Origin of the sequence: Streptomyces sp. NPDC088124 (assembly GCF_040685895.1) — a bacterium.
GTDB lineage: Bacteria > Actinomycetota > Actinomycetes > Streptomycetales > Streptomycetaceae > Streptomyces.
Window position 1 is genome coordinate 64,981 of the sequence record NZ_JBFBJB010000014.1, and the last position, 19,331, is coordinate 84,311.

Annotated in this window: 15 protein-coding genes, 2 tRNA genes, 1 other RNA gene and 1 pseudogene; 4 read left to right on the top strand and 15 right to left on the bottom strand. The window is 72.5% G+C overall.

What is annotated here, in order from left to right; genetic code table 11:
• Positions 1 to 17 precede the first annotated feature (17 nt).
• A tRNA-Gly gene (locus tag AB0P17_RS13795) sits at positions 18 to 90 on the top strand.
• Between the two features lie 73 nt (positions 91 to 163).
• On the opposite strand, the gene AB0P17_RS13800 is transcribed toward AB0P17_RS13795, so the two are convergent.
• The 6 genes from AB0P17_RS13800 to ffs all read right to left on the bottom strand — a co-directional run bounded on the left by AB0P17_RS13800 (position 164) and on the right by ffs (position 9,377).
• Entirely contained in the window at positions 164 to 1,060 is an 897-nt protein-coding gene (locus tag AB0P17_RS13800) for a phosphoribosylaminoimidazolesuccinocarboxamide synthase (protein WP_365810604.1), read from the bottom strand.
• Positions 1,061 to 1,199: 139 nt separating this feature from the next.
• Positions 1,200 to 2,660, bottom strand: a complete 1,461-nt coding sequence (locus tag AB0P17_RS13805; protein ID WP_365810605.1) for a N,N-dimethylformamidase beta subunit family domain-containing protein — start codon at positions 2,658 to 2,660, stop codon at positions 1,200 to 1,202.
• A 618-nt stretch (positions 2,661 to 3,278) separates the two neighbouring features.
• Positions 3,279 to 5,207: a hypothetical protein gene (locus tag AB0P17_RS13810; protein ID WP_365810607.1), complete on the bottom strand. Its 1,929-nt coding sequence runs from the start codon at positions 5,205 to 5,207 to the stop codon at positions 3,279 to 3,281.
• A 362-nt stretch (positions 5,208 to 5,569) separates the two neighbouring features.
• Positions 5,570 to 6,844 (bottom strand): phosphoribosylamine--glycine ligase, encoded by a 1,275-nt coding sequence (gene purD, locus AB0P17_RS13815; protein WP_365810608.1) that lies wholly within the window; start codon positions 6,842 to 6,844, stop codon positions 5,570 to 5,572.
• 73 nt (positions 6,845 to 6,917) lie between these two features.
• A complete protein-coding gene (locus tag AB0P17_RS13820) occupies positions 6,918 to 9,224 on the bottom strand; it encodes a DNA polymerase III subunit gamma and tau (RefSeq protein WP_365810610.1) in 2,307 nt (768 codons plus the stop codon).
• A 54-nt stretch (positions 9,225 to 9,278) separates the two neighbouring features.
• Positions 9,279 to 9,377: signal recognition particle sRNA small type (gene ffs / locus AB0P17_RS13825), an RNA gene on the bottom strand.
• A 72-nt stretch (positions 9,378 to 9,449) separates the two neighbouring features.
• On the opposite strand from ffs, the gene AB0P17_RS13830 reads away from it, so the two are divergent.
• Positions 9,450 to 9,537 (top strand) — tRNA-Ser (locus tag AB0P17_RS13830).
• A 63-nt stretch (positions 9,538 to 9,600) separates the two neighbouring features.
• Here AB0P17_RS13830 and AB0P17_RS13835 read toward each other — a convergent pair.
• From AB0P17_RS13835 to AB0P17_RS13850, 4 genes and pseudogenes are all read right to left on the bottom strand, one after another.
• Positions 9,601 to 9,881 (bottom strand): annotated as a pseudogene (locus AB0P17_RS13835) (site-specific integrase); the annotation flags it as partial.
• 99 nt (positions 9,882 to 9,980) lie between these two features.
• On the bottom strand, positions 9,981 to 10,571 hold the full coding sequence (locus tag AB0P17_RS13840; protein ID WP_365810611.1) for a class IV adenylate cyclase: 591 nt from the start codon (positions 10,569 to 10,571) through the stop codon (positions 9,981 to 9,983).
• Positions 10,568 to 11,119, bottom strand: a complete 552-nt coding sequence (locus AB0P17_RS13845; protein WP_365810612.1) for an SAM-dependent methyltransferase — start codon at positions 11,117 to 11,119, stop codon at positions 10,568 to 10,570. Before AB0P17_RS13845 ends, AB0P17_RS13840 begins: the two co-directional genes overlap by 4 nt.
• A gap of 61 nt (positions 11,120 to 11,180) precedes the next feature.
• The gene (locus tag AB0P17_RS13850; protein ID WP_365810613.1) at positions 11,181 to 11,543 is read right to left on the bottom strand and encodes a hypothetical protein; all 363 of its coding nucleotides are present in this window, start codon (positions 11,541 to 11,543) and stop codon (positions 11,181 to 11,183) included.
• A gap of 264 nt (positions 11,544 to 11,807) precedes the next feature.
• Between AB0P17_RS13850 and AB0P17_RS13855 the strand changes: the two genes are divergently transcribed.
• Complete coding sequence (locus tag AB0P17_RS13855; protein WP_318325532.1) at positions 11,808 to 12,023, top strand: type II toxin-antitoxin system VapB family antitoxin; 216 nt, start codon at positions 11,808 to 11,810, stop codon at positions 12,021 to 12,023.
• Positions 12,020 to 12,442 (top strand): PIN domain nuclease, encoded by a 423-nt coding sequence (locus AB0P17_RS13860; RefSeq protein ID WP_365810615.1) that lies wholly within the window; start codon positions 12,020 to 12,022, stop codon positions 12,440 to 12,442. The genes AB0P17_RS13855 and AB0P17_RS13860 overlap by 4 nt, the downstream gene beginning before the upstream one ends.
• 208 nt (positions 12,443 to 12,650) lie before the next feature.
• Here the strand turns inward: AB0P17_RS13860 and AB0P17_RS13865 are convergent, their stop codons facing one another.
• The 5 genes from AB0P17_RS13865 to uppS all read right to left on the bottom strand — a co-directional run bounded on the left by AB0P17_RS13865 (position 12,651) and on the right by uppS (position 19,252).
• Entirely contained in the window at positions 12,651 to 13,856 is a 1,206-nt protein-coding gene (locus tag AB0P17_RS13865) for a VWA-like domain-containing protein (RefSeq protein WP_365810776.1), read from the bottom strand.
• Positions 13,857 to 13,987: 131 nt separating this feature from the next.
• A complete protein-coding gene (locus AB0P17_RS13870; protein WP_365810616.1) occupies positions 13,988 to 15,286 on the bottom strand; it encodes a MoxR family ATPase in 1,299 nt (432 codons plus the stop codon).
• Between the two features lie 132 nt (positions 15,287 to 15,418).
• Complete coding sequence (locus AB0P17_RS13875) at positions 15,419 to 16,891, bottom strand: hypothetical protein (protein WP_365810618.1); 1,473 nt, start codon at positions 16,889 to 16,891, stop codon at positions 15,419 to 15,421.
• Between the two features lie 139 nt (positions 16,892 to 17,030).
• Complete coding sequence (locus AB0P17_RS13880; protein WP_365810619.1) at positions 17,031 to 18,497, bottom strand: oxygenase MpaB family protein; 1,467 nt, start codon at positions 18,495 to 18,497, stop codon at positions 17,031 to 17,033.
• Positions 18,494 to 19,252 (bottom strand): polyprenyl diphosphate synthase, encoded by a 759-nt coding sequence (gene uppS, locus AB0P17_RS13885; RefSeq protein ID WP_365810621.1) that lies wholly within the window; start codon positions 19,250 to 19,252, stop codon positions 18,494 to 18,496. Before uppS ends, AB0P17_RS13880 begins: the two co-directional genes overlap by 4 nt.
• Positions 19,253 to 19,331 lie beyond the last annotated feature (79 nt).

The following is a 19,331-nucleotide window of genomic DNA, read 5'->3' on the forward strand; positions in this document are numbered from 1 at the left end:
GAAGCACAGCGGCGCATGCGGACGTAGCTCAGTTGGTAGAGCGCAACCTTGCCAAGGTTGAGGTCGCCAGTTCGAACCTGGTCGTCCGCTCAGAGAACGGGAAGCCCCCGGCCGAAGAAATCGGCCGGGGGCTTCTCGCTTGCAGGCGCCCTATGCAGGCGCCCTACCAGCTCTTGCCGGTGAGGAGTTCGTACGCCTCCAGGTACTTCGCGCGGGTCGCGTCCACGATCTCCTGCGGCAGCGGGGGCGGCGGCTGTTCGCTCGCGCGGTCCCAGCCGGAGGCCGGCGAGGTCAGCCAGTCGCGTACGTACTGCTTGTCGTACGAAGGCTGCGCGCGGCCCGGCTCCCAGGTGGCGGCCGGCCAGAAGCGCGAGGAGTCGGGCGTCAGCACCTCGTCCGCGATCACCAGGCGCTCGCCGTCGAAGCCGAACTCGAACTTCGTGTCGGCGAGGATGATCCCCCGGTCGCGCGCGATGTCCCGGGCCCGGCCGTAGACGTCGAGGGTCGTCCGGCGCAGCAGGGACGCGTTCTCGGTGCCGATCAGGCGCACCACCTCGTCGTACGACACGTTCTCGTCGTGGTCCCCCACGGCCGCCTTCGTCGCCGGGGTGAAGATCGGGGCGGGCAGCTCGGAGCCGTCGACCAGCCCTTCGGGGAGCGCGAGCCCGCAGACGGTGCGGGACTCCTGGTACTCGGCGAGGCCCGAGCCGGTGAGGTAGCCGCGTGCGACGCACTCCACCTGGATCATGTCGAGCGACTCACAGACGAGCGTGCGGCCGGCCCAGTCGGCGGGGGCGCCCGCGGGGATGTCGGTGGAGATCACGTGGTTCGGGACGAGGTCCGTCAGCCGCTCGAACCACCAGAGCGAGAGCTGGGTGAGGACCCGGCCCTTGTCCGGGATCTCGGTGGGCAGGACCCAGTCGTACGCGGACATACGGTCGCTGGCGACCATCACCAGGTCGCCCGCCTCGTTCCGGTACAGATCGCGCACCTTGCCGGTGTGGATGTGCACCAGACCCGGCACCTGAAGGGGCTCGGGCTTTTCTACGAATCCGGACACCGTTCCTCCGCGTGGTTCTGTCCGATCAAGGAGATCGTCTCGATTCTCCCGTATGCCGGAAGCCGCAGCTCGCAGGGGTGGCCGGCGAAACGCAGGAGTACGGGCGCAGGCGTCGGGCGTCCGGGACCGGGGGAGCCGGTCAGTCGCGTTTGCAGATCCGGTCGAGGAGGTTGGCGGTCGCGCGCTGGATCCGCGGGTCGACGTGGCCGGGGCGGTCCAGCGCCGGGGACCAGGCGAAGGTGCCGGAGGCGAAGACGAGGGCGCCGGACGGGGCGCGGTAGAGCGAGGTCTCCTGGTGGCGCTTGGTGTTCTCGCTGTCGCGGTACGGGGAGTGCGCGAGCAGGATCCGGTTCTGGTGCTCGGGCAGCGCCGTACGCGGGAAGTACCGGTCCGCCTCGCCCGCGACCAGCCCGGCGATCTCCTCGCCCTCGGCCACGCCGACGGCCTCCCAGAGCCAGTGGCCGGCGTTCCGTACGACGAGCGGGTGCGGCTCGGGGACCCGGCCCGCGTACTGGATGCCGAGAAGCTGCTGCTCCGCCCGGTCCACCTCACGCCAGAGGGCGGGGCGCCCGGGGCCGCGGCGCTTGCGGCAGGTCAGGAGTCGGTCGGGGACACCGGAGGCCGAAGGGCCCAGCTCCACCTGCCAGTAGAGGGAGTTGGCGGAGAGGAAGACGAGCGAGGTGCCGTGGTCGCGGGCGGCTTCGACGGTGGTCCGCATGGGGACGGACCAGTACTCGTCGTGGCCCGGGAAGATCAGGCCCCGGTAGCGGGTGGGGTCGACGCGGCCCGCGTGCAGGTCACGGGCGTCGGCGTAGGCCAGGTCGTAGCCGTAGCGCTCGGCCCAGCGGATGAAGTCGTAGGCGTGACCCACATGGAGGGGCAGTCCCGCGCCCGCGTAGGGGCGGTCGAAGGAGACGGTCGTCGCGGCGTCCTGCTCGCCGAGGAGCCGGCCCTGCTCGTCCCAGGCGTGGTAGAGGCTGGCGCCGGTGTGGCCGTCCTCGGGATAGAGGTTGTACGCCTGCCAGGTGATGTCGGGGAGCAGGAGGAGCAGATCGGCGGGGTGGCTGTCGCGGACCGTGAAGGGGATGTGGGAGCGGTGGCCGCCGACCGTGGTGAGGACGGCGACATAGGCGCCGAGGGACCAGTACGACGGGACCTGGAGCCGCCAGGAGAGCCACCAGTGGTGGCAGGAGACCGTGCGGTCGACGGCGAGCGGAGCGGGCTGGACGATGCCGGAGAGGCGCGGGCTGGTGGTGATCTTGCGGGCGCCGTCGCCGCCGTAGTGCCCGATCCGGTAGATGTCGACGAAGAAATCCTGGGGCGGGTCGACGGTGACGTGGAAGTCGATCGCCTCGCCCGGGGCCACGGCGCCGTTCGAGGCGAAGCCCTTGATCTGGCGCCGGACGTCGTCGGCGGTACGGGGGCCGCCGCTGCGGCCCGCGCCCAGCGTCGGGTCCGCGTACCAGGGGACGACCTGGCCGGTGTCGTCGATGTAGTTCTCGCTGCCGCGCAGCCAGGGCAGCGGGCCTTGGCCGAACGGGTCGCTGACCGCGTGGGCGAGAGCGCCCGATTCCCATCGCCGGATCTGGTCCGCCCCCATGGTGCGCCCCTCTTCCGTGCCGCCGCGCCCACAGGAGGCACGGATGTTGATGCACGCCTCGATACGTGCGCCGACGCGCCGGTAATACGACGGTAATACGGCCGTTTGGCCGGTCGATGACGCGGTCGACGGTCGGCTCCGGACACCAGCACATCACAAAACGCGTGTGGCCCGTCACCGTTCGTCGTGAATTGACGTGAACGGAATAGATCGCTCCGGAACGCGGGTCCGCACGCGCCGGTGAGGGCACGCGGGGACAAATACTCGCGTAACGGGATGAAGAGGAATGGGCGGTGGCGAGAAGGGGGGACATATTCGGCCACCCGGAGGGCGGCTCCCGCGGAGGGACTTCGGCGGGTGTGCGGTCAGGGGTGGGGACGGGCCGGGGGCGGAGGCGGGCCAGGGGGCAGTGGCAGCGGCAGCGGCAGCGGCAGCGGCAGCGGCAGCGGCAGCGGCAGCGGCAGCGGCAGTAGCGAGGGGAGGCCGGGCCAGGGGGGAGGCCGGGGCCTACGGCGTACGGGGCGGGCCGGGGGCGTACGGGCAGGCCAGGGGCGATGCTGTGGCCTACGGCCTACAGGCGGGGTACGGGCCCCACCCGTACGCCGTAGGCCCCGGGGCTCACACGAGGCGTACGGGCTTCTCCGCGCGGACGCCGAGGGAGGCCAGCCACGAGCGGAGCGGCTCCGCGTCGCCGCCCTCGACCAGGCTGAGGACGCGTCCGCCGAGATCGACCTTGCGCACGCCGTCGACCAGCAGGGCCGGGCCGTCCAGCCAGTCCAGGCCGGGGGCGGCGCCCGCCGTGTCGACGGCGGAGCAGCAGACCATCGCCGTGACGTGGTCGGCGAGCAGTTCGCGGCCGGTGCGGGGCGGCTGGAGGGGCAGCAGGGGCAGCGGGTCGGTGCCCCAGAGCGGGAGCGCGTCGCTCCCCGCCTCGGCCGGGGCGACCGGGGCCGCCGCCTCCTCCCTGGCCAGCTCGGCGCTGATGCCGGCGGCCAGGGCCTCGCCCGTCTCGCCGTTCGCGTCGGCGGGGCGGGAGAGGTGGTCCATGACGCGCGCCAGGGTGGGCCCCGGTGCGGGAACGGAACTCCCGGTGCCCACGCCCGTACCGGCACCGGCGCGGATGCCCGCACCGACCCCCTTTCCGACACCGGTTCCGACGCCCGTACCGACACCCGCGCCGACGCCCGAACCGATGCCCGCGCCCCGTGCCGTACCGACCCCGGAGCCGACCTCCATGCGGTCCAGGACGCGGTGCAGCCGGGCGGCCTCCGTACGCCACTTGCGGTCGACGACCTCCTCCGGATACTGCTGCCAGTCCACCGGGGACCAGTCGGGGCCTGCCTCGGCCGGGCCGCCGTGGAAGAGACGGGCGGCGAGCAGGGAGGCCGCCTCGTCGACCGCGCCCGGTTCTTCGAGCAGGTCGCAGGCGGGACGCTCACCGAGCCGGGAGGCGAAGCCCTCGGCGAGGCGGTCGCGGCGGGACAGCTCCGTCAGGGCCGAGACCACCCCGGCGTCGAGCCGGGAGGGCCAGCGGCCCATCCGCCAGGCGGGCAGCGCGACGCGTGTGAGCAGCCGGTCCCACCCCGCGTACGCGAGGCCCACCTGCTCCTGGGCGACGATCCGCAGTCCGTAGTCCACCGCCTGGGCGCGCTCGGACGCGGCGGCGGCCACCCCGCGCTCCATCAGCGCGGCGTGCTCGCCGCAGCCGCGCAGCAGCACCCGGGCCACGCGCGCGACCGCGCCGAGGGCCACCCTGCGGACCGGGCCGAGGCCCGGGGCGGACGCGACGGCGACCGCCGCGTCGAGCCCCCGGACGAAGCGCCGGGCAGCGGCTATGTCCGGGTGCGCGGAGAGCCCCGTACCGGCGACGACGGGGGCGAGGACGGCGCGCAATTCGGCGACGCGCATCCACCAGAGGAAGGGCGAGCCGATGACGAGGACGGGCGTGGCGACGACCGCGCGCCGGGCGCCGCGGCCCACCACGCCGCCCCGGGTGCCGGGGACCGGTTGCGCGGCCGATTCGACGACCGGCTCGGCGGTGGGCGCGCCGGCGGGGCCGGCCGGTCCGGCCGTCGGCGGAACCGCCCGGCCGAGTGCACGACCGAATATCCGTTCACGCGGCCGGTCGTGCCCGGGATGCGTACGGTCCTCCAGCCAGCTGTCGCAGTCCGGGGTCAGCGCTATGGCGGAGGGGACGGGGACGTCGAGACGCTCCGCGAGATCGCGCACCAGACGGTAGAGATCGGGCGCGGCCTTCTCCGAGACCGCGACGGTGGGGCTGAGAGCGGGCCTGGCGCGGACGACGACGGCGGCGACAGCGGCGGCCAGCGCCAGCACGACGACGGCGAGAACCGTCACCGCCCAGCGCGCGGCATTCCACCCCGCGCCGGCGAGATGCCCCGTCGCCCCGCCTGCCAGCAGCACGACGGCGACGGCCGCGGGCAGCAGCGCGACGGCCAGCGCCCGGCCGCGCAGCCGCAGCACGGCGAGCGCACGGACCCGGGCACCCTGGGCGCCCAGCTCGTCACCGATCCCGGAACCGGACATGGTCGGACCTCACCCCCTCTGGCGCCTCGGCTGCGTTGCTCACTCCCCCACTGTGGCACCCGCCACTGACATCGCAATGCCGGTGGGCCAAGTGCCGGAACGCATGCGCCGCACCCTAGTTGGACCCCGGAGACCCGTCATCCGGATGGCCCAACCGTCACCCGATGGAATGGCTCTGGTCAAAGCTGCTGACGAGCGGCGCCCCGGGGCTACCCGCACGTAGGCGAGCCGCGAACGCGACGGCGGGCAGCGGACAGCGGACACGTATACGAGCCGCAGCCCGGCGACGGGGCTGCGGCTCGTATACGTACAGAGAACTTACGTACGGAGAACTACGGCAGTGGTGACGGAGACCGCCCGGATCAGCCCTCCTGGACGTCCGCGGCGGCGCGCGCGATGTCCGTACGGTGCTGGGAACCGGCGAGGCGGATCCGGCCCAGCGCCGTGTACGCGCGCTCACGGGCCTGTGTGAGGTCCTTGCCCGTGGCCGTCACGGACAGCACGCGCCCGCCCGCGCTGACCACCGTGCCGGCGCCGGTGGTGCCGCCTTCCAGCCGGGTTCCGGCGTGCAGGACGTACGCGTCGGGTCCATCCTGGGCCGCGACCTCGTCCAGCCCCTCGATCGGGTCGCCGGTGCGCGGGGTGTCCGGGTAGTTGTGCGAGGCGACGACCACCGTGACCGCCGCGTCGTCGCGCCAGGCCAGCGGGGGGTGCGCCGCGAGATTCCCCTCGGCCGCCGCCAGCAGGACACCGGCCAGCGGGGTCTTGAGGCGGGCCAGCACCACCTGGGTCTCGGGGTCGCCGAAGCGGGCGTTGAACTCGATGACCCGTACACCGCGGCCGGTGATCGCGAGGCCCGCGTACAGGAGTCCGGCGAACGGCGTGCCCCGGCGGCGCAGTTCGTCGACCGTGGGCTGCAGAACGGTCTCCAGGACCTCTTCCACCAGCTTGGGATCGGCCCACGGGAGCGGGGAGTACGCGCCCATGCCGCCGGTGTTGGGGCCCTCGTCGCCGTCGAGCGCGCGCTTGAAGTCCTGGGCGGGCTGGAGCGGCAGGACCGTCTCACCATCGGTGATCGCGAAGAGCGAGACCTCCGGTCCGTCGAGGAACTCCTCGATGACGACGCGGCCGCAGGCGAGCCCGTGCGCGCGGGCCACGGCGAGGTCGCCGGTCACCACGACGCCCTTGCCGGCCGCGAGCCCGTCGTCCTTGACGACATAGGGCGGGCCGAACGCGTCGAGCGCGTCGTCGATCTGCTGCGGGGTCGTACAGACGTAACTGCGTGCCGTCGGTACGTTCGCCGCGGCCATCACGTCCTTGGCGAACGCCTTCGAGCCCTCCAGCTCGGCGGCCTCCTTCGAGGGACCGAAGCAGGGGATGCCCGCGTTCCGTACGGCGTCGGCGACCCCGGCCACCAGGGGCGCCTCGGGTCCGACGACGACCAGCTCCGCCCCCAGCTCGGTGGCGAGGCGGGCCACGGCCGCGCCGTCCAGCGCGTCCACCGGGTGCGATTCGGCCACCTCGGCGGTGCCGGCGTTGCCGGGCGCGCAGTGGAGAGCGGTGACCTCGGGGTCGAGGGAGAGAGAGCGGCACAGGGCGTGTTCGCGGGCGCCGCCGCCGATGACAAGGACCTTCACGAGGGGCAGCCTAACCGGGCGGGGGCGCCGGCCCATGTGCGGGCCATGGGACGAGACGCCGAAGGGCGGTCCCTCATTCGTTCGTATATTCCTCCACAACGGTCGCTCCCAGCTCGCGCACGATCAGGTCGTGACCGGAGAGGGCGGAGTCGACGAGATCCGGATCGTCCTCCTCCGCCGTGTCGTCCTCCGGGGCCACGGTGTGCGGCGGGGGCGGTGCCGCGGGTCTGTTGTCGGGGCGCGGCGGCTCGGGGCGGGCGGGCGCGGGCGCCGCGGGCCGCGATGCCTGGGAGGCCGGCGCGGGTCCTGAGCCGGAGCCGGGACCGGGGCCGCCCGGTCCCTGGCCCGGTCCGGGGCCGGGGCCCGAGGGCGCGCCGTAGCCACCGCCGCCGGGCGGGGTCCCGTAACCGCCTCCCCCGCCGCCGGCGGGCGCGCCGTAACCGCCGCCGGGAGCTCCGTAGCCCCCGCCGCCCCCACCGCCGCCGGACGGTGCCGGGGGCGCGGTGCCGCCGGACGGGTCGACGATCGCCTCGATCTTCCACTGGACCTGGAACTGCTCGGCGAGGGCCTGCTTGAGCACCGCCTCGCTGCCGCTGCTCGTGAAGTTGTCGCGGGCGCCCGCGTTGATGAAGCCGACCTGGAGGGTCGTCCCGTCGAACCCTGCGACCTGCGCGTTCTGGCTGAGCAGGATCCAGGTGAAGCGGCGGCGGTTCTTGACGGCCTCCAGGATGTCCGGCCACATGTGCCGTACCTGCCCGGCGCCCTGCGCCATGCCCGGGCTCGCCACTCCCGCCCCTGCGCCCGCGGCGGGGCCGGTGCCGGGCGCGGGACCGGAGGCCGGGGCGGGCGGCTGCGCGCCGGCGCCCTGGTGCACGCCCTGCCCCGGTGTGGAGGCGGTGGGCCAGCCGCCGGGGCGCCGCCCGGTCTCGGCGGCACCGGCGGCACCGGCACCGGGCCAGGCCCCGGGCCGCTGGGGCTCGGCGGCGGGAGCGGGAGCCGGCGCGGGTGCCGGGGCCGACGGAGCGGGCTGGGCGGGCGCGGCCTGCGCGGCGGCCTGCGCGGCCTGCGCCGCCGCGGCGGCCCGAGCGGCGGCAGTGGCGGGATCTTCCACCGGAGCGGGCGGCGGTACGGGGGCGTGGCCGCCGGGCCCGGGAACATACCCGGCCACGGGCCCGGCCCCCGCGCCGGAGAAGGCGGCCCCGGCGACCGAGGCCGAGGCGGCGGCGCCCCGCTCCAGCCGGTCGAGGCGGGCCTGGACCGAACGCTCGTCGTCGAACGCCGCGGGCAGCAGCACTCGCGCGCAGATCAGCTCCAACTGGAGCCGGGGCGAGGTGGCGCCACGCATCTCCGTCAGCCCCGTATTGACGAGATCGGCGGCCCGGCTCAGCTCGGCGGCGCCGAAGACGGACGCCTGGGCCTGCATCCGCTCGACGACATCGGCGGGGGCGTCGATCAGCCCCTTCTCCCCCGCGTCCGGCACGGCCGCCAGGATCACCAGATCCCGGAGCCGCTCCAACAGGTCTGCGACGAAGCGCCGCGGGTCGTTGCCGCCCTCGATGACCTGGTCCACGACCTCGAAGGCCGCGCCGCCGTCCCCCGCGGCGAACGCGTCGACCACGGCGTCCAGCAGCGAACCGTCCGTGTACCCGAGCAGGGCCGTCGCCATGGCGTACGTCACACCGTCGTCGGCCGCGCCGGCCAGCAACTGGTCCATCACGGACATCGAGTCACGCACGGACCCGGCGCCCGCCCGTACGACGAGGGGCAGCACCCCGTCCGCGACGACGGCGCCCTCCCTGCCGCACACCTCGGCGAGATAGTCACGCAGCGTCCCGGGCGGCACCAGCCGGAACGGATAGTGGTGCGTACGCGACCGGATCGTCCCGATGACCTTCTCGGGCTCGGTGGTCGCGAAGATGAACTTGAGATGCTCCGGCGGCTCCTCGACCACCTTCAGCAGGGCGTTGAACCCCGCCGAGGTGACCATGTGCGCCTCGTCGATGATGTAGATCTTGTAACGACTGCCGGCAGGCCCGAAGAACGCCTTCTCCCGCAGATCACGCGCGTCGTCCACGCCACCGTGCGAAGCCGCGTCGATCTCGATGACATCGATCGACCCCGGCCCGTTCCTGGCCAGGTCCCGGCACGACTGACACGTACCGCACGGGGTGGGCGTGGGCCCCTGCTCGCAGTTCAGACACCGCGCGAGGATGCGCGCACTGGTCGTCTTCCCACAGCCACGCGGCCCGCTGAACAGGTAGGCGTGATTGACCCGGTTGTTGCGCAGGGCCTGCTGCAGCGGGTCAGTGACATGCTCCTGCCCAATGACCTCGGCGAACGACTCGGGGCGATAACGGCGGTACAGCGCAAGGGACGACACACCTACGACGATATCGGCCCCCTACGACAAACCCGCCTCCCACCGCCACCCCACAACGCAAGCGCCCCCCACGCACCCGCCAGAGCCGACCTACCCTTGCTGCCTTCCGGCCCTGGGGGAGTTCAGTCAGTTAGCGCCACGTGAGGGGCTCCGCACACAGTACCTGATCCGGGACCCCACGAACGAGTTCGCGAGCACGGCCCAGCGTCTTGTATTGTTTGCCGCGGAGGATTCGCCTAGTGGCCTAGGGCGCACGCTTGGAAAGCGTGTTGGGGGCAACCCCTCACGAGTTCGAATCTCGTATCCTCCGCCATTGCTCTCACCGGGCAATACGTCGAAGGGCCCCACCGCGAGGTGGGGCCCTTCGACGTTGTCCTCAGACCTCGTTGTCCTGGTTTTTGTCCACAGCGGGCGTGGCCGGGGCCCTCAGATGGCTTCGGCGATCTTCGGGGCCACGTCCTTGAGCATGGCGTCGGGCACATGCGGGTACCTCGCCCGCACGCTGTCGGACGTGCCCGGCGCCCACCCCATGATCTGATCAGTGACGGGCGCCGGGACACCGAGCAGTATGAGCACGGTGGCGGCTGTGTGCCGGGCATCATGCAACCGGGCGTTCCGAACCCCCGCGTCGCCCAGCAGCCGCTTCCAGTCGTGATGGCTGCCGGGGTAGGCGGAGCGCCGCGGGCGAACCCGGCCATACCGCGTATCAGCTGCTGAGGTACGGCCACTTCCATCAGCACGACTCAGCCCCTGCGATCAGCGGCCTTGGGCGGACGCCGGGACCGATCCGGCGTTCTTCTCCACGCCGGCGAAGGGGAGGGTGGGTTCGGCCAGGATGTCGCGGCCGGCCTCGCTCTTGTAGATCTCGTCGACGCTGCCGAACCGTGCCTCGGAGTAATCGAGTTCGAGGAGCGCGGCGGCCTGCCGGACGGATGCCTCGTCGGGGCCCTCGATCTCGACGAACGTCGGGAGGTCCGGCCAGGTGTCGAAGTCGAAGGCGACCTCGCCCAGGCGCCACTCCTCGCGGTAGTTCTCCTGGTAGCGGACCTCGCGCATGCCGACGTTCCGGAGAATCTCGGCCATGGCGTGCAGGTCCGTGACCTCGGTCTCGATCTCCGTGGTGCCGTCGATCGTGGTGGCATCGGTGACCTGCTTGAGCGTGAGCGTCGAACGCGTACCCTCGTCGCGCAGACGTACCCAGGCACCGCCGTCGAGCGCGTCGTTCTCGAAGATCTTGCGGGTGAGGAGGGTGCGCGGGAACGCCTGGACCGCACCGAGCGCGGTCAGCCGGGCCTGGAGGTCGGCTACGTCGACGGCAAGGAACTTGGCCTCGTACTCGTGCTTCATGAGTCCTTCTTCTCCTGGTGATGGGCGGAGTCGGTTGTGTGAGCCGCAAGGAGCAGGCCCATACGGTGGGTGTGGTCGTGGAGCTGGCCGACGTGTGCCCGCTCGGTGAATTCGTTGGTCCGCAGGGTCAGCAGAACATCCCAGTCGCCTATGAAGTGGCGTCTCAGCTTCTCCGGCGACGTGTAGTGCTCGATCAGATAGTGGCGCTGCGTGACGGGCATCATGAACTCCGCGCCGAACAGGCCGCCCGGCCGCACCATCGCCTGCATGCGGCTGACGAACTCCCCCAGTGGACTGTGGTGGTTGGCACTGTAATGCCAGGAACAGCTTGTCCAGACGGCGTCGCAGAGCACGCCCAGGGGCTCGGCCTGGAGGAAGTCCTCCTCCACGACCTGGACACGGTCATGGAGCGCTTGGAGCTTGAGGCGGTCGATGAGTCCCGTCGTGCGGGCATTCTCATCGCCCGGAAGGTGGACGCTGCCACCGTGCAGGGCGAGCGGGTCGCGTTCTACGGCGATGACGCGGTAGCCGGCGGCTGCGAGCGGCACGACGAATCTGCCGTCGCTCGCGCCGATGATCGCGATGGTGGCTCCGGGAGCGACTCGTTCCTCAGAGGATCGCGCGACAGACTTCGTCGGGCCCGAGCCCCGTGGTGTCGACGTGGTGCGTCGGGAACTGGGCGTAGGCGTGGGTGATCCTTTCGGCGGCGTTCTCCGCGAGGACGTCCCATCGGGAGACCGGCTTGTCCCGGTGAGCGAGGCGGCGCCGGCGCTCGTCCTCCGTACAGACCAAGAGGTACGTGACGGGCTGCGGCAGGCCGGAGGGCAGCGTGACGTCGAGGTCGACACCGAAGGCCCGGTGGTTGGCGAGACAGCGGGCGAAGTAGCTCTCCACGACGACCGGACTCCCCGCGAGGAGATTGCTTCGTATCTCGTCGACCGCTGTCAGCAGAGCGGAGAGGTAGAAACACATGCGTGCCTCGTTGGCGTGCCGAGGGGAACGAGACTCCCCGGACGACACCACCTACGCGCCATCAGTAATCCGTACAGCCGGAGACTCCATTCCGTACTGCCGTCACCAAGCGGACACTGACAGCTATGACTTCCCGACCCGGTAAAGCCCATCAGGCCGTCATGCCCACGTAGGACCCGGTGGCCAGGCCGAGGCGCACGATGACAGCCCATAAAGCACCTCGCGAGGTATACTTTATCCCACATTTGATATCAGGAGGCTTGCATGAGTCGGACGGTTATCGACCTGGACGACGACCTGGTCGCGGACGTGGCGAAAGCCCTCGGGACGAACACCAAGAAGGAGACCGTCAACACCGCTCTTCGCGAGGTGCTGGAGAGTCGGCGTCGCGCCCTGGCTCTCGCCCGGCTGCGGGCCGCGGCGGGCGACGGCGCATTTGATCTGGAACTGTTCGAGAACAAGGAGAACTACCGCCGGTGAACGCGGCCCAGTTCCTGATCGACACCAGCGCGCTCGCGCGGTTCATGCGCGGGGAAGCCGAGCAGTACGGCTGGGACCAGGCCGCCGCGGCCGGCCTCATCGCGACCTGCCCGATTACCGAACTCGAGTTCTTCTACAGCGCACGGTCAGCTGCCGACCGGACGCGCGGCATCGAGGACATGCAGCTGATCTTCGGCTGGGTTCCCGTCGACGACCGCGCCTACGACCGCGCCTGGCAGGTCCAGGAAGCCCTCACCAAACAGGGGAGGCACCGAAGTGCCGGAGCTGTCGACCTGGTCATCGCCGCGACCGCTGAGCTCCAGGGGCTCACCCTGCTCCATCGCGATCACGACTTCGAATGCGTCGCCGCGGTGACCGGGCAAGCCCTGCAGTGGTACGGCCCGGAGCACGGCAAGTAGGTCGGCAGTGGTTGCGGTTCTGGTTGCGTTCACCGCCGTACGACATCGTTCAGAAGCCCCACCCGAGTCGGCCGGTGCCAGCTCTCGGTGGGCGCGTGCCTGGCCCGGGGCGTCGTCTCGGTGCGGCACGGCATCCTCGGGTGGAAGGGTTCTTCCTCCGCCCGTCCCGCGAGGCATCCCGGTGGTGGTGTCGCGTCGCTGTGCTTTCTCAGCCGATGGTGACGACGCGGGCCCAGGACGGCGGGGTGTCCGGGGCGTAGTCCGGGTCTTCCTCGTCCGCCGCGCTCGCCGGGCGGGGGAAGAGGCCGACGACGGTGCGGCAGGGTGGCGGTGCGGAGGGCCAGGGGGTCTGACCGTCCGTCAGGGCGACGATCACATCCGGGCGGGGCCGGGAGCGGAGCGCCCGGGCGAAACCGGAGCGCAGGTCCGTTCCCCCGCCACCGACCAGTTCGATGCTCTCGGCGCGGCAGAGCGGGACGGCCACTCCGGCCGCCGCGTCGCAGGAGATCACCGACACCAGGTCTCGCCGCCCGCCCACCGATCGCGAGAGCGCCGCCACCTCCAGCAGCGCGCTGCCCAGCTCGGCGTCGCTCACCGACCCTGAGGTGTCGATCACGACGCAGACCCGGGGCGGCATGCGGCGCAGGCTGGGCAGCAGCACCTTGGGAACAGCGGCCGATCGGCGGGACGGACGTCGGTAGCTGTGGTCCTCGCCCTGTCCCGACGCACCCACCGCGGAACGGACCGCCGCCCCCAGCAACTGCTTCCAGGGCTGCGGTGGATGGAATGCCTCGTCCGCCCACCGGCGCCATCCCTCCGGAGCGTCGCCCGGCCGCCCCTTGATCCCCTCGGCAACCCGGAAACGGACCGCGTCCCGCTGCTGCTTGCTCAGCCCGTGTGCCCCGTCGGGCCCCAGTTCCCACGAACGGTGCTCTCCATCGGCCCCGCTGCCGCAGTCCAGCCAGGCCAGGTCCGCGGCAGACCCGGACATCGACGACCTCCGCAGATACTCCTCCATCAGCAGCCCGTCCGGCAGCCGCAGCAGCGACGGCAAAACCGCCCCGGCGGGCAGGGGCAGACCGTCACCGTAGATGTCGTCGTTGATCTCGAAGTCGGCCGCGATGTTCCTCCGCAGCCGCTCGCCCGGCCCGTACTCCTCGTACTGCCGCGCATACCGCTCGCCCCGCCCGTGGTGATCCCGGAGCAGGTGGGAGACCTCATGCACCCAGACGCCCGCCAGTTCCTCCACCGGAGTGCGCGCCACGAAGCCGGGGGAGACGTAGCAGCGCCAGTACGCGTCCACCGCCATCGTCGGCACCGACCGGTCCTCCACCACGTGCAGTGCGAAGAGCGCGCCGGCCAGGTAGGGACGGACCTTCACCGCGTGCAGCCGCGCAGCCAGCAGCTTCTCCATGTCCAGAGGGAGTCCGGTCCGGCCGTACGGCCCGCCGGAGCCGGTCGGCGGCCCCGGCACGGTGGCCCGCGCCGGGCGCGGCGGCGAGGGCCGGGACATCGGGTGCGGCACCGGGCGCTTCGCGGCCCCCGTCATCGGTGCACCTCCGTCGGGCGCCCGGCACCGGCCACCGCCGTGGTCCGCCCCACCGACTGATCCGCCAGCCGGACGAGCCCGATCACCCCGGCCAGCCGCTCCAGCGCCTCCGGCACCTCCCAGTCGTCGCGCCGCAGCGCGGCCAGCGCCGTGGCCGGAGCGACCAGCAGGTCCGGGACGCCGGTCTCCAGCGCCCGGACCAGCACCGCCCAAGCCGCCTCCCACCGTGCCCGCTGCGGCCGTGCCCCTACGGCGGCCACCACCGCCTCCAGCGCGGCCTGCCGCAGATCGCCTCTCTCCGGCAGCTCGGCGGAGGCCGGATCGGCCAGCAACGACTCCGGGTCCGGCAGTTCCATCCGGTCGAGATGAGCGAGGAGTTCGAGCCCGGGCCCGTCCCCCACGGCGCCTCGCACCAGCAGCGCCAGCACCTCCCGGGAGGCGGAGGCCGCCGTACCGAAGGCCAGCAAGGTCAGCGCGGCCTCCCAGCTCCGGGGCGACGGCCAGGCACCGCCGCGCCGCGTCTCGCTGCTCGGCAGCCGGTGGATCAGCGTCGGCCGGGCCTCCAGGAAACCGCACACCGCGCGCCGGGCGTAGGCCACCGCCTCCGCCAGCCGCTCCGGCACCAGCCGGGGCAGCTCCGCCCGGGGCCAGATCCCGCCCAGCCCGCGCACCACCACCTCCCGGTCGTGCACCCAGTACAGATGCACGAACCGGTTCGCCAGCGGAGGGCTCAGCTCCCACCCGTCCGCCGCCGACGCGCGCGGATTGGCGGCGGCCACGATCCGTACTCCTGGCGGCAGTTGCAGCGCGCCGACCCTCCGCTCCAGGACGACCCGGAGCAGCGCGGCCTGGACGGCCGGGGTGGCCGTGGAGAGTTCGTCCAGGAAGAGCAACCCCCGCCCGGCCCGGACGAGTTCCACGGCCCACTGCGGCGGCGCCATCGGCACCCCCTGCACCGCCGGGTCGTCGCCGACGATGGGCAGCCCGGAGAAGTCGGTCGGCTCGTGGACGCTGGCGATCACGGTCGACAGCGGCAGGTTGAGAGAGGCGGCGAGCTGCGTCAGGGCCGCGGTCTTGCCGATGCCCGGCTCGCCCCACAGCAGTACGGGCAGGTCGGCCGCGACGGCCAGGGTGAGGGCTTCGAGCTGCTCATCGGGGCGCAGCTCGGTGGTGGTGGTCCGCAACAGGGACAAGAGGTCCTCGGCGACGCCGAGTTGGGGGTCGGTTCCGGACGGGCCGACGGGGGTGAGCGGGGGCGTACCGGCAGGGGCGGGCAGGAGGGTACTGGAGGTCATGGGCATCACCTGGGTGGGATCAGGGAACGGGACGGCCCGTCCCGGCGGTGGTGGGATGGTGGGGTTGTGCGGCTCGCGGGACGCGCGGGACGTGGGTGGGGCAGCCGGTCGGGCGACCGCCCGGCAGGCGGATCAGAACAGGCCGGTACGGGGCCTTGCCCTGCTGCTCCGCTTGCGGCGCATCGCGGCGGGCATACGGCGGTCGGGCCGCGGCCGGTGGCCCGGCTCCGCGCGCCCCGGGCCGGAGGCGTTCCCGCCCCCGGACGCACCAGCGGCGGGGTGTACGGCGACCAGCCCCGAGCGGAAGAGTCCGTGGTCGATGCGGCGGGCCGCGGCCGACTCCAGTTCCTCGCGGAGCGGCCCGTCACGCAGGACCGCACCGGGACCGAGCAACTTCTCGACCACGTCCAGCGCCCCGACGACGTCACCGTGGCCGAGCCGTTCCCGGACCGCGGGCAGTGCCTCCGGTTCGCGGTGCACCGCGTCGATGGCCCGCAGGCAGGGCAGCGCGGGCCCGCCGAGCGCCACCAGCAGTTCCTCCCGGCGCAGTTGTGCCGGATCGTGGTCGATCGCCGCCAGTACGCCGTCCCGCAGCGCGATCCGGTGGATGTCGCCCCGGCACTCCACCCGATGCGGGTCGTCGGGCCGGCGGGCGGAGCCGACCGCCGCCGCCGAACCGGCCACCGCGAGTGCTGTGGCGACGAGCGGATGCAGCCGGTCGGGCGCGACCAGCCCTGCCCGCAGCAGCTCCAGATCCGGAAGGACCCGGGCCGCCGCTTCCGGCAGCACCGGAAGCACCGCGACCTCCTGCGGCGGCAGTGCCTCCCGGAGCGGCCGTACCGTCGGGGCATGGGCTTCGTCGGGGGCGACGAGTTCGAGCACGGCGCGGCTCCGCGCACCGAGTCGCACAGTGAAGGCCCCGCGAGGGCGGCCCTCGGCTCCCAGCAGCAGCTCGGCCTCGGCGGCCCACCGTGCCGTCGCCCACGAGCAACCGTGGACGGCGGACCGGTCGGGCAGGTCCGGCAGGTAGGGCTCAGCGAGCCGTGCCGGGAACGGAGCCCCGGCCGTGCCGCATCGCCACCTCAGTTCGCCGCACCGCCCGGAGTCCCAGAGATGCCGGTGCAGGTCGAGCCGGAAACGCCGGTCGGGATGCGGGTGAGGATGATGCTTCGGGGCGCCGGTCCCCGACTCCTCCCACAGCGTCAGGGACATCCGCTGCCCGGCGTCCGCCCAGGCCGGCGGTGTCCGCACCACCAAATGCAACGGTGTGGCGCCGGAACTCCGGTAGCGGGCGAGGGAGATGGTCAGGCCGGGCCGGAGCCGCCCGTCGGGGGCGATCCGGGGCATGTGCCATCGGAGCAGGTCCGGGGCCAGCCGACGCAGATCCGCACGAAGGCGGGTGACGAGATCAGTGCCGTGGCGGTCGCGCACGGCGCGCAGATCGAGATCGGGGTCGACCCGGGCGGCGGCACAGGCCCCCGCCCAATCGCCGACCGCACGTCGTGCGGTCGCGGTCTCGATCATGGACGGCGGCACGGCGTACTCACGTACGCGCTGCCACATCAACAGGTGGGCGGGAATCCGATTCGCGAGGTGATGTGCCATCAGCACTCACCTTGTGCGAATGATTCCCCCGATCCGTACGAGGAGGAGTTCTTCATCCCCGGGATCATAAGCACCACGACGAGGATCTGTCAGTCCCTTTCGACCGCCGCTCACGCCGGATCGGCTGCACCACGATCCGCTACGCGTTCGCGAGCAGCGGGTCGTACGGGGTCGAGCCGCGGCGGCCGGACATGAAGGAGAGAAAGTCCTTGACGAAGGCCGCGCGGGAGTACCTTCCTTCGGCGTCGGCCACGGTGCGTCGGAAGCCGGTGCGGAAGAGGGTCCGGTACTCGTCCGCGTCGATGTACCCGTTGCCGTCCGCGTCGGTGACGTCGAAGAGCACTTCGGCGACCCTGATCAGCGCGGGTCCGGCCAGGGAGGGGACAGCGGCGGCGTACTCCTCCTTGCTGACGCGGCCGTCGCCATCGGTGTCGAGGGCCGCCTGGAGTTCCCGCCACCACTCGGCGAACGCCTGGTAGAGCCTGGTCTCCGCCGGTTCGTCCAGATCGAGGCGAGTGGACAACTCCCGTGCCATGGCGGCGAGATCGGGCCAGTCCAGATAGCCGTTGCCGGTCTGGTCGAGCACCGCGGTGAAGAACTCGTCGGCGCTCCGCCGGGTCGGGGTCTCCTCGGCGGGACCGGACGGCACGGGGAACGGCGTGACCAGCCGGAACAGGGCCCCCGCCCGCTTCATCCGGCCGCGCAGCGCGGTGAGGGTCGCGGCCTGGGCGAATTCACCGGCGTCGCTGTCCGGGGGCCAGGTCAGGGACAGCAGTTCGGTGACGTTCTCGGTCCGCAGCCAGTTCTCGGGCAGGAAGCGGGCCAGGCCGGCGGCCAGGTAGGCGCCCTGCATCAGGGTCCGGGCCCCCGGGACCTCGGGGAGGCCCGCCCGCCGGCGGAAGGACTCGGGGAGGGACGCCACGGTGATCGCGCCGAGGACCGGCCCGGCGAACGCGCGGCCCGCCGCCCAGACGGTGGGCAGGCCGTTCAGCAGGGGCGGTGCCGGAAGATGGTCGAAGAGCTTGTAGAGGATGATGCGCAGCGCCTCCGTGTTCTCCAGTACCTCCTCGACCATGTGGTCGTAGTACGGCCAGAACTCCGCGAGGGTTGGCGGCAGATGGCCCGGGGCGTCCCCCAACGCCGCCAGGAACGCGTGGTATTCGGCGTAGAGCCGCTCCATGGTCTCCTGGTCGAGCGGCTGTCCGCTCAGCCGGCACATGGTGACGGAGCTCTCGAAGAGCGTCGCGACCACCCAGGCGCGGACCTCGGGGTCCATCGCGTCGTACGGCCGGTCCCGCGCGTCGGTGCCGCTCAGCCGCGCGTGCAGGCGGTTGAGCCGCGCGGCCTCCTTGCGCCGGGCGTCGTCGTCGGGGCCGAACATGCGCTGGAGGCTCACGAGGGTGTTGCGCAGCCGCCGCCACGGATGGGCCACGAACGTGGAGTTGTCGGTCAGGGCGGCGCCGATCCGCGGGTGGGCCGCCTCCAGGACCGTGGCCCTGACCACGGCCAGGGCCCAGCGCGGATCGTTGAAGAACCGGTGGAACTGCGAGTCGGGGCCGAAGAGGGATCCCGGCTGCGGTGGTTCGCTGATGTGCGTGTCCGTCACGGGTGCGGTTCTCCGTTCGTGTACGGCGCCACCGCGCCGAAGCGGCGGTCGCGCTGCCGGTAGGCGCCCAGGCACTCCAGGAAGTGCGGTGCGCGGAAGTCGGGCCAGAGCACCTGCGGGAAGATCCACTCGGCGTAGGCCACCTGCCAGAGCATGAAGTTGGAGATGCGCTGTTCGCCGGAGGTCCGGATGACGAGGTCCACGTCGGGCGTGTCGGGAAAGGGCAGATGAGCGGCGAACCGCCGCTCGTCGACGGCGTCGGCCGGCACCCCACTGCGGATGAGGGAACGCGCCGCCTCGACGATGTCGCCGCGCCCGCCGTGGTCGAACGCCACGGTCAGCGTCAGACCCCGGTTCGCGCCGGTCAGCGTCATCAGGTCGGCGAAGTCCCGGGCCAGCGGCGCGGGGATCCTCGGGTCCGTCACGCCGAGGAACCGGCAGCGGATGCCGCGCGCGTGCAGCAGCGGGGCGTGTTTGCGCACCACCCGGCGCACCAGACCCATGAGGAAGTCGACCTCACCGCTCGGGCGCCGCCAGTTCTCGGTGGAGAACGCGTACAGGCTCAGCCACTCCACCCCCGCCGTCCTGGCCGCCTCGATGACGTCGATCACCGTCGACTCCGCCGCCCGGTGCCCCGACGTACGCGGCAGGGAGCGCCGCGCGGCCCACCGGCCGTTCCCGTCCATCACGCACGCGACGTGGCGCGGCACCCCGGCCGGCGAGGCGGACGTATCGTCGGGCCGTTCGGCCGTCATACGTATGCCACCGGCCGGTGGCATCGCCCGTGCCACTGCCGTCGTTGACACTGCCGCCGCTGCCGTTGCCGCAACGTGC

Bases quoted from the DNA above. Each gene is read 5' to 3' on its own strand.
- AB0P17_RS13805 (WP_365810605.1), bottom strand. From the start codon at position 2,660: ATGGGGGCGGACCAGATCCGGCGATGGGAATCGGGCGCTCTCGCCCAC.
- AB0P17_RS13810 (WP_365810607.1), bottom strand. From the start codon at position 5,207: ATGTCCGGTTCCGGGATCGGTGACGAGCTGGGCGCCCAGGGTGCCCGG.
- AB0P17_RS13840 (WP_365810611.1), bottom strand. From the start codon at position 10,571: ATGAAGCACGAGTACGAGGCCAAGTTCCTTGCCGTCGACGTAGCCGAC.
- AB0P17_RS13850 (WP_365810613.1), bottom strand. From the start codon at position 11,543: ATGTGTTTCTACCTCTCCGCTCTGCTGACAGCGGTCGACGAGATACGA.
- AB0P17_RS13855 (WP_318325532.1), top strand. From the start codon at position 11,808: ATGAGTCGGACGGTTATCGACCTGGACGACGACCTGGTCGCGGACGTG.
- AB0P17_RS13865 (WP_365810776.1), bottom strand. From the start codon at position 13,856: ATGGAGAAGCTGCTGGCTGCGCGGCTGCACGCGGTGAAGGTCCGTCCC.
- AB0P17_RS13870 (WP_365810616.1), bottom strand. From the start codon at position 15,286: ATGACCTCCAGTACCCTCCTGCCCGCCCCTGCCGGTACGCCCCCGCTC.
- AB0P17_RS13875 (WP_365810618.1), bottom strand. From the start codon at position 16,891: ATGGCACATCACCTCGCGAATCGGATTCCCGCCCACCTGTTGATGTGG.
- uppS (WP_365810621.1), bottom strand. From the start codon at position 19,252: ATGACGGCCGAACGGCCCGACGATACGTCCGCCTCGCCGGCCGGGGTG.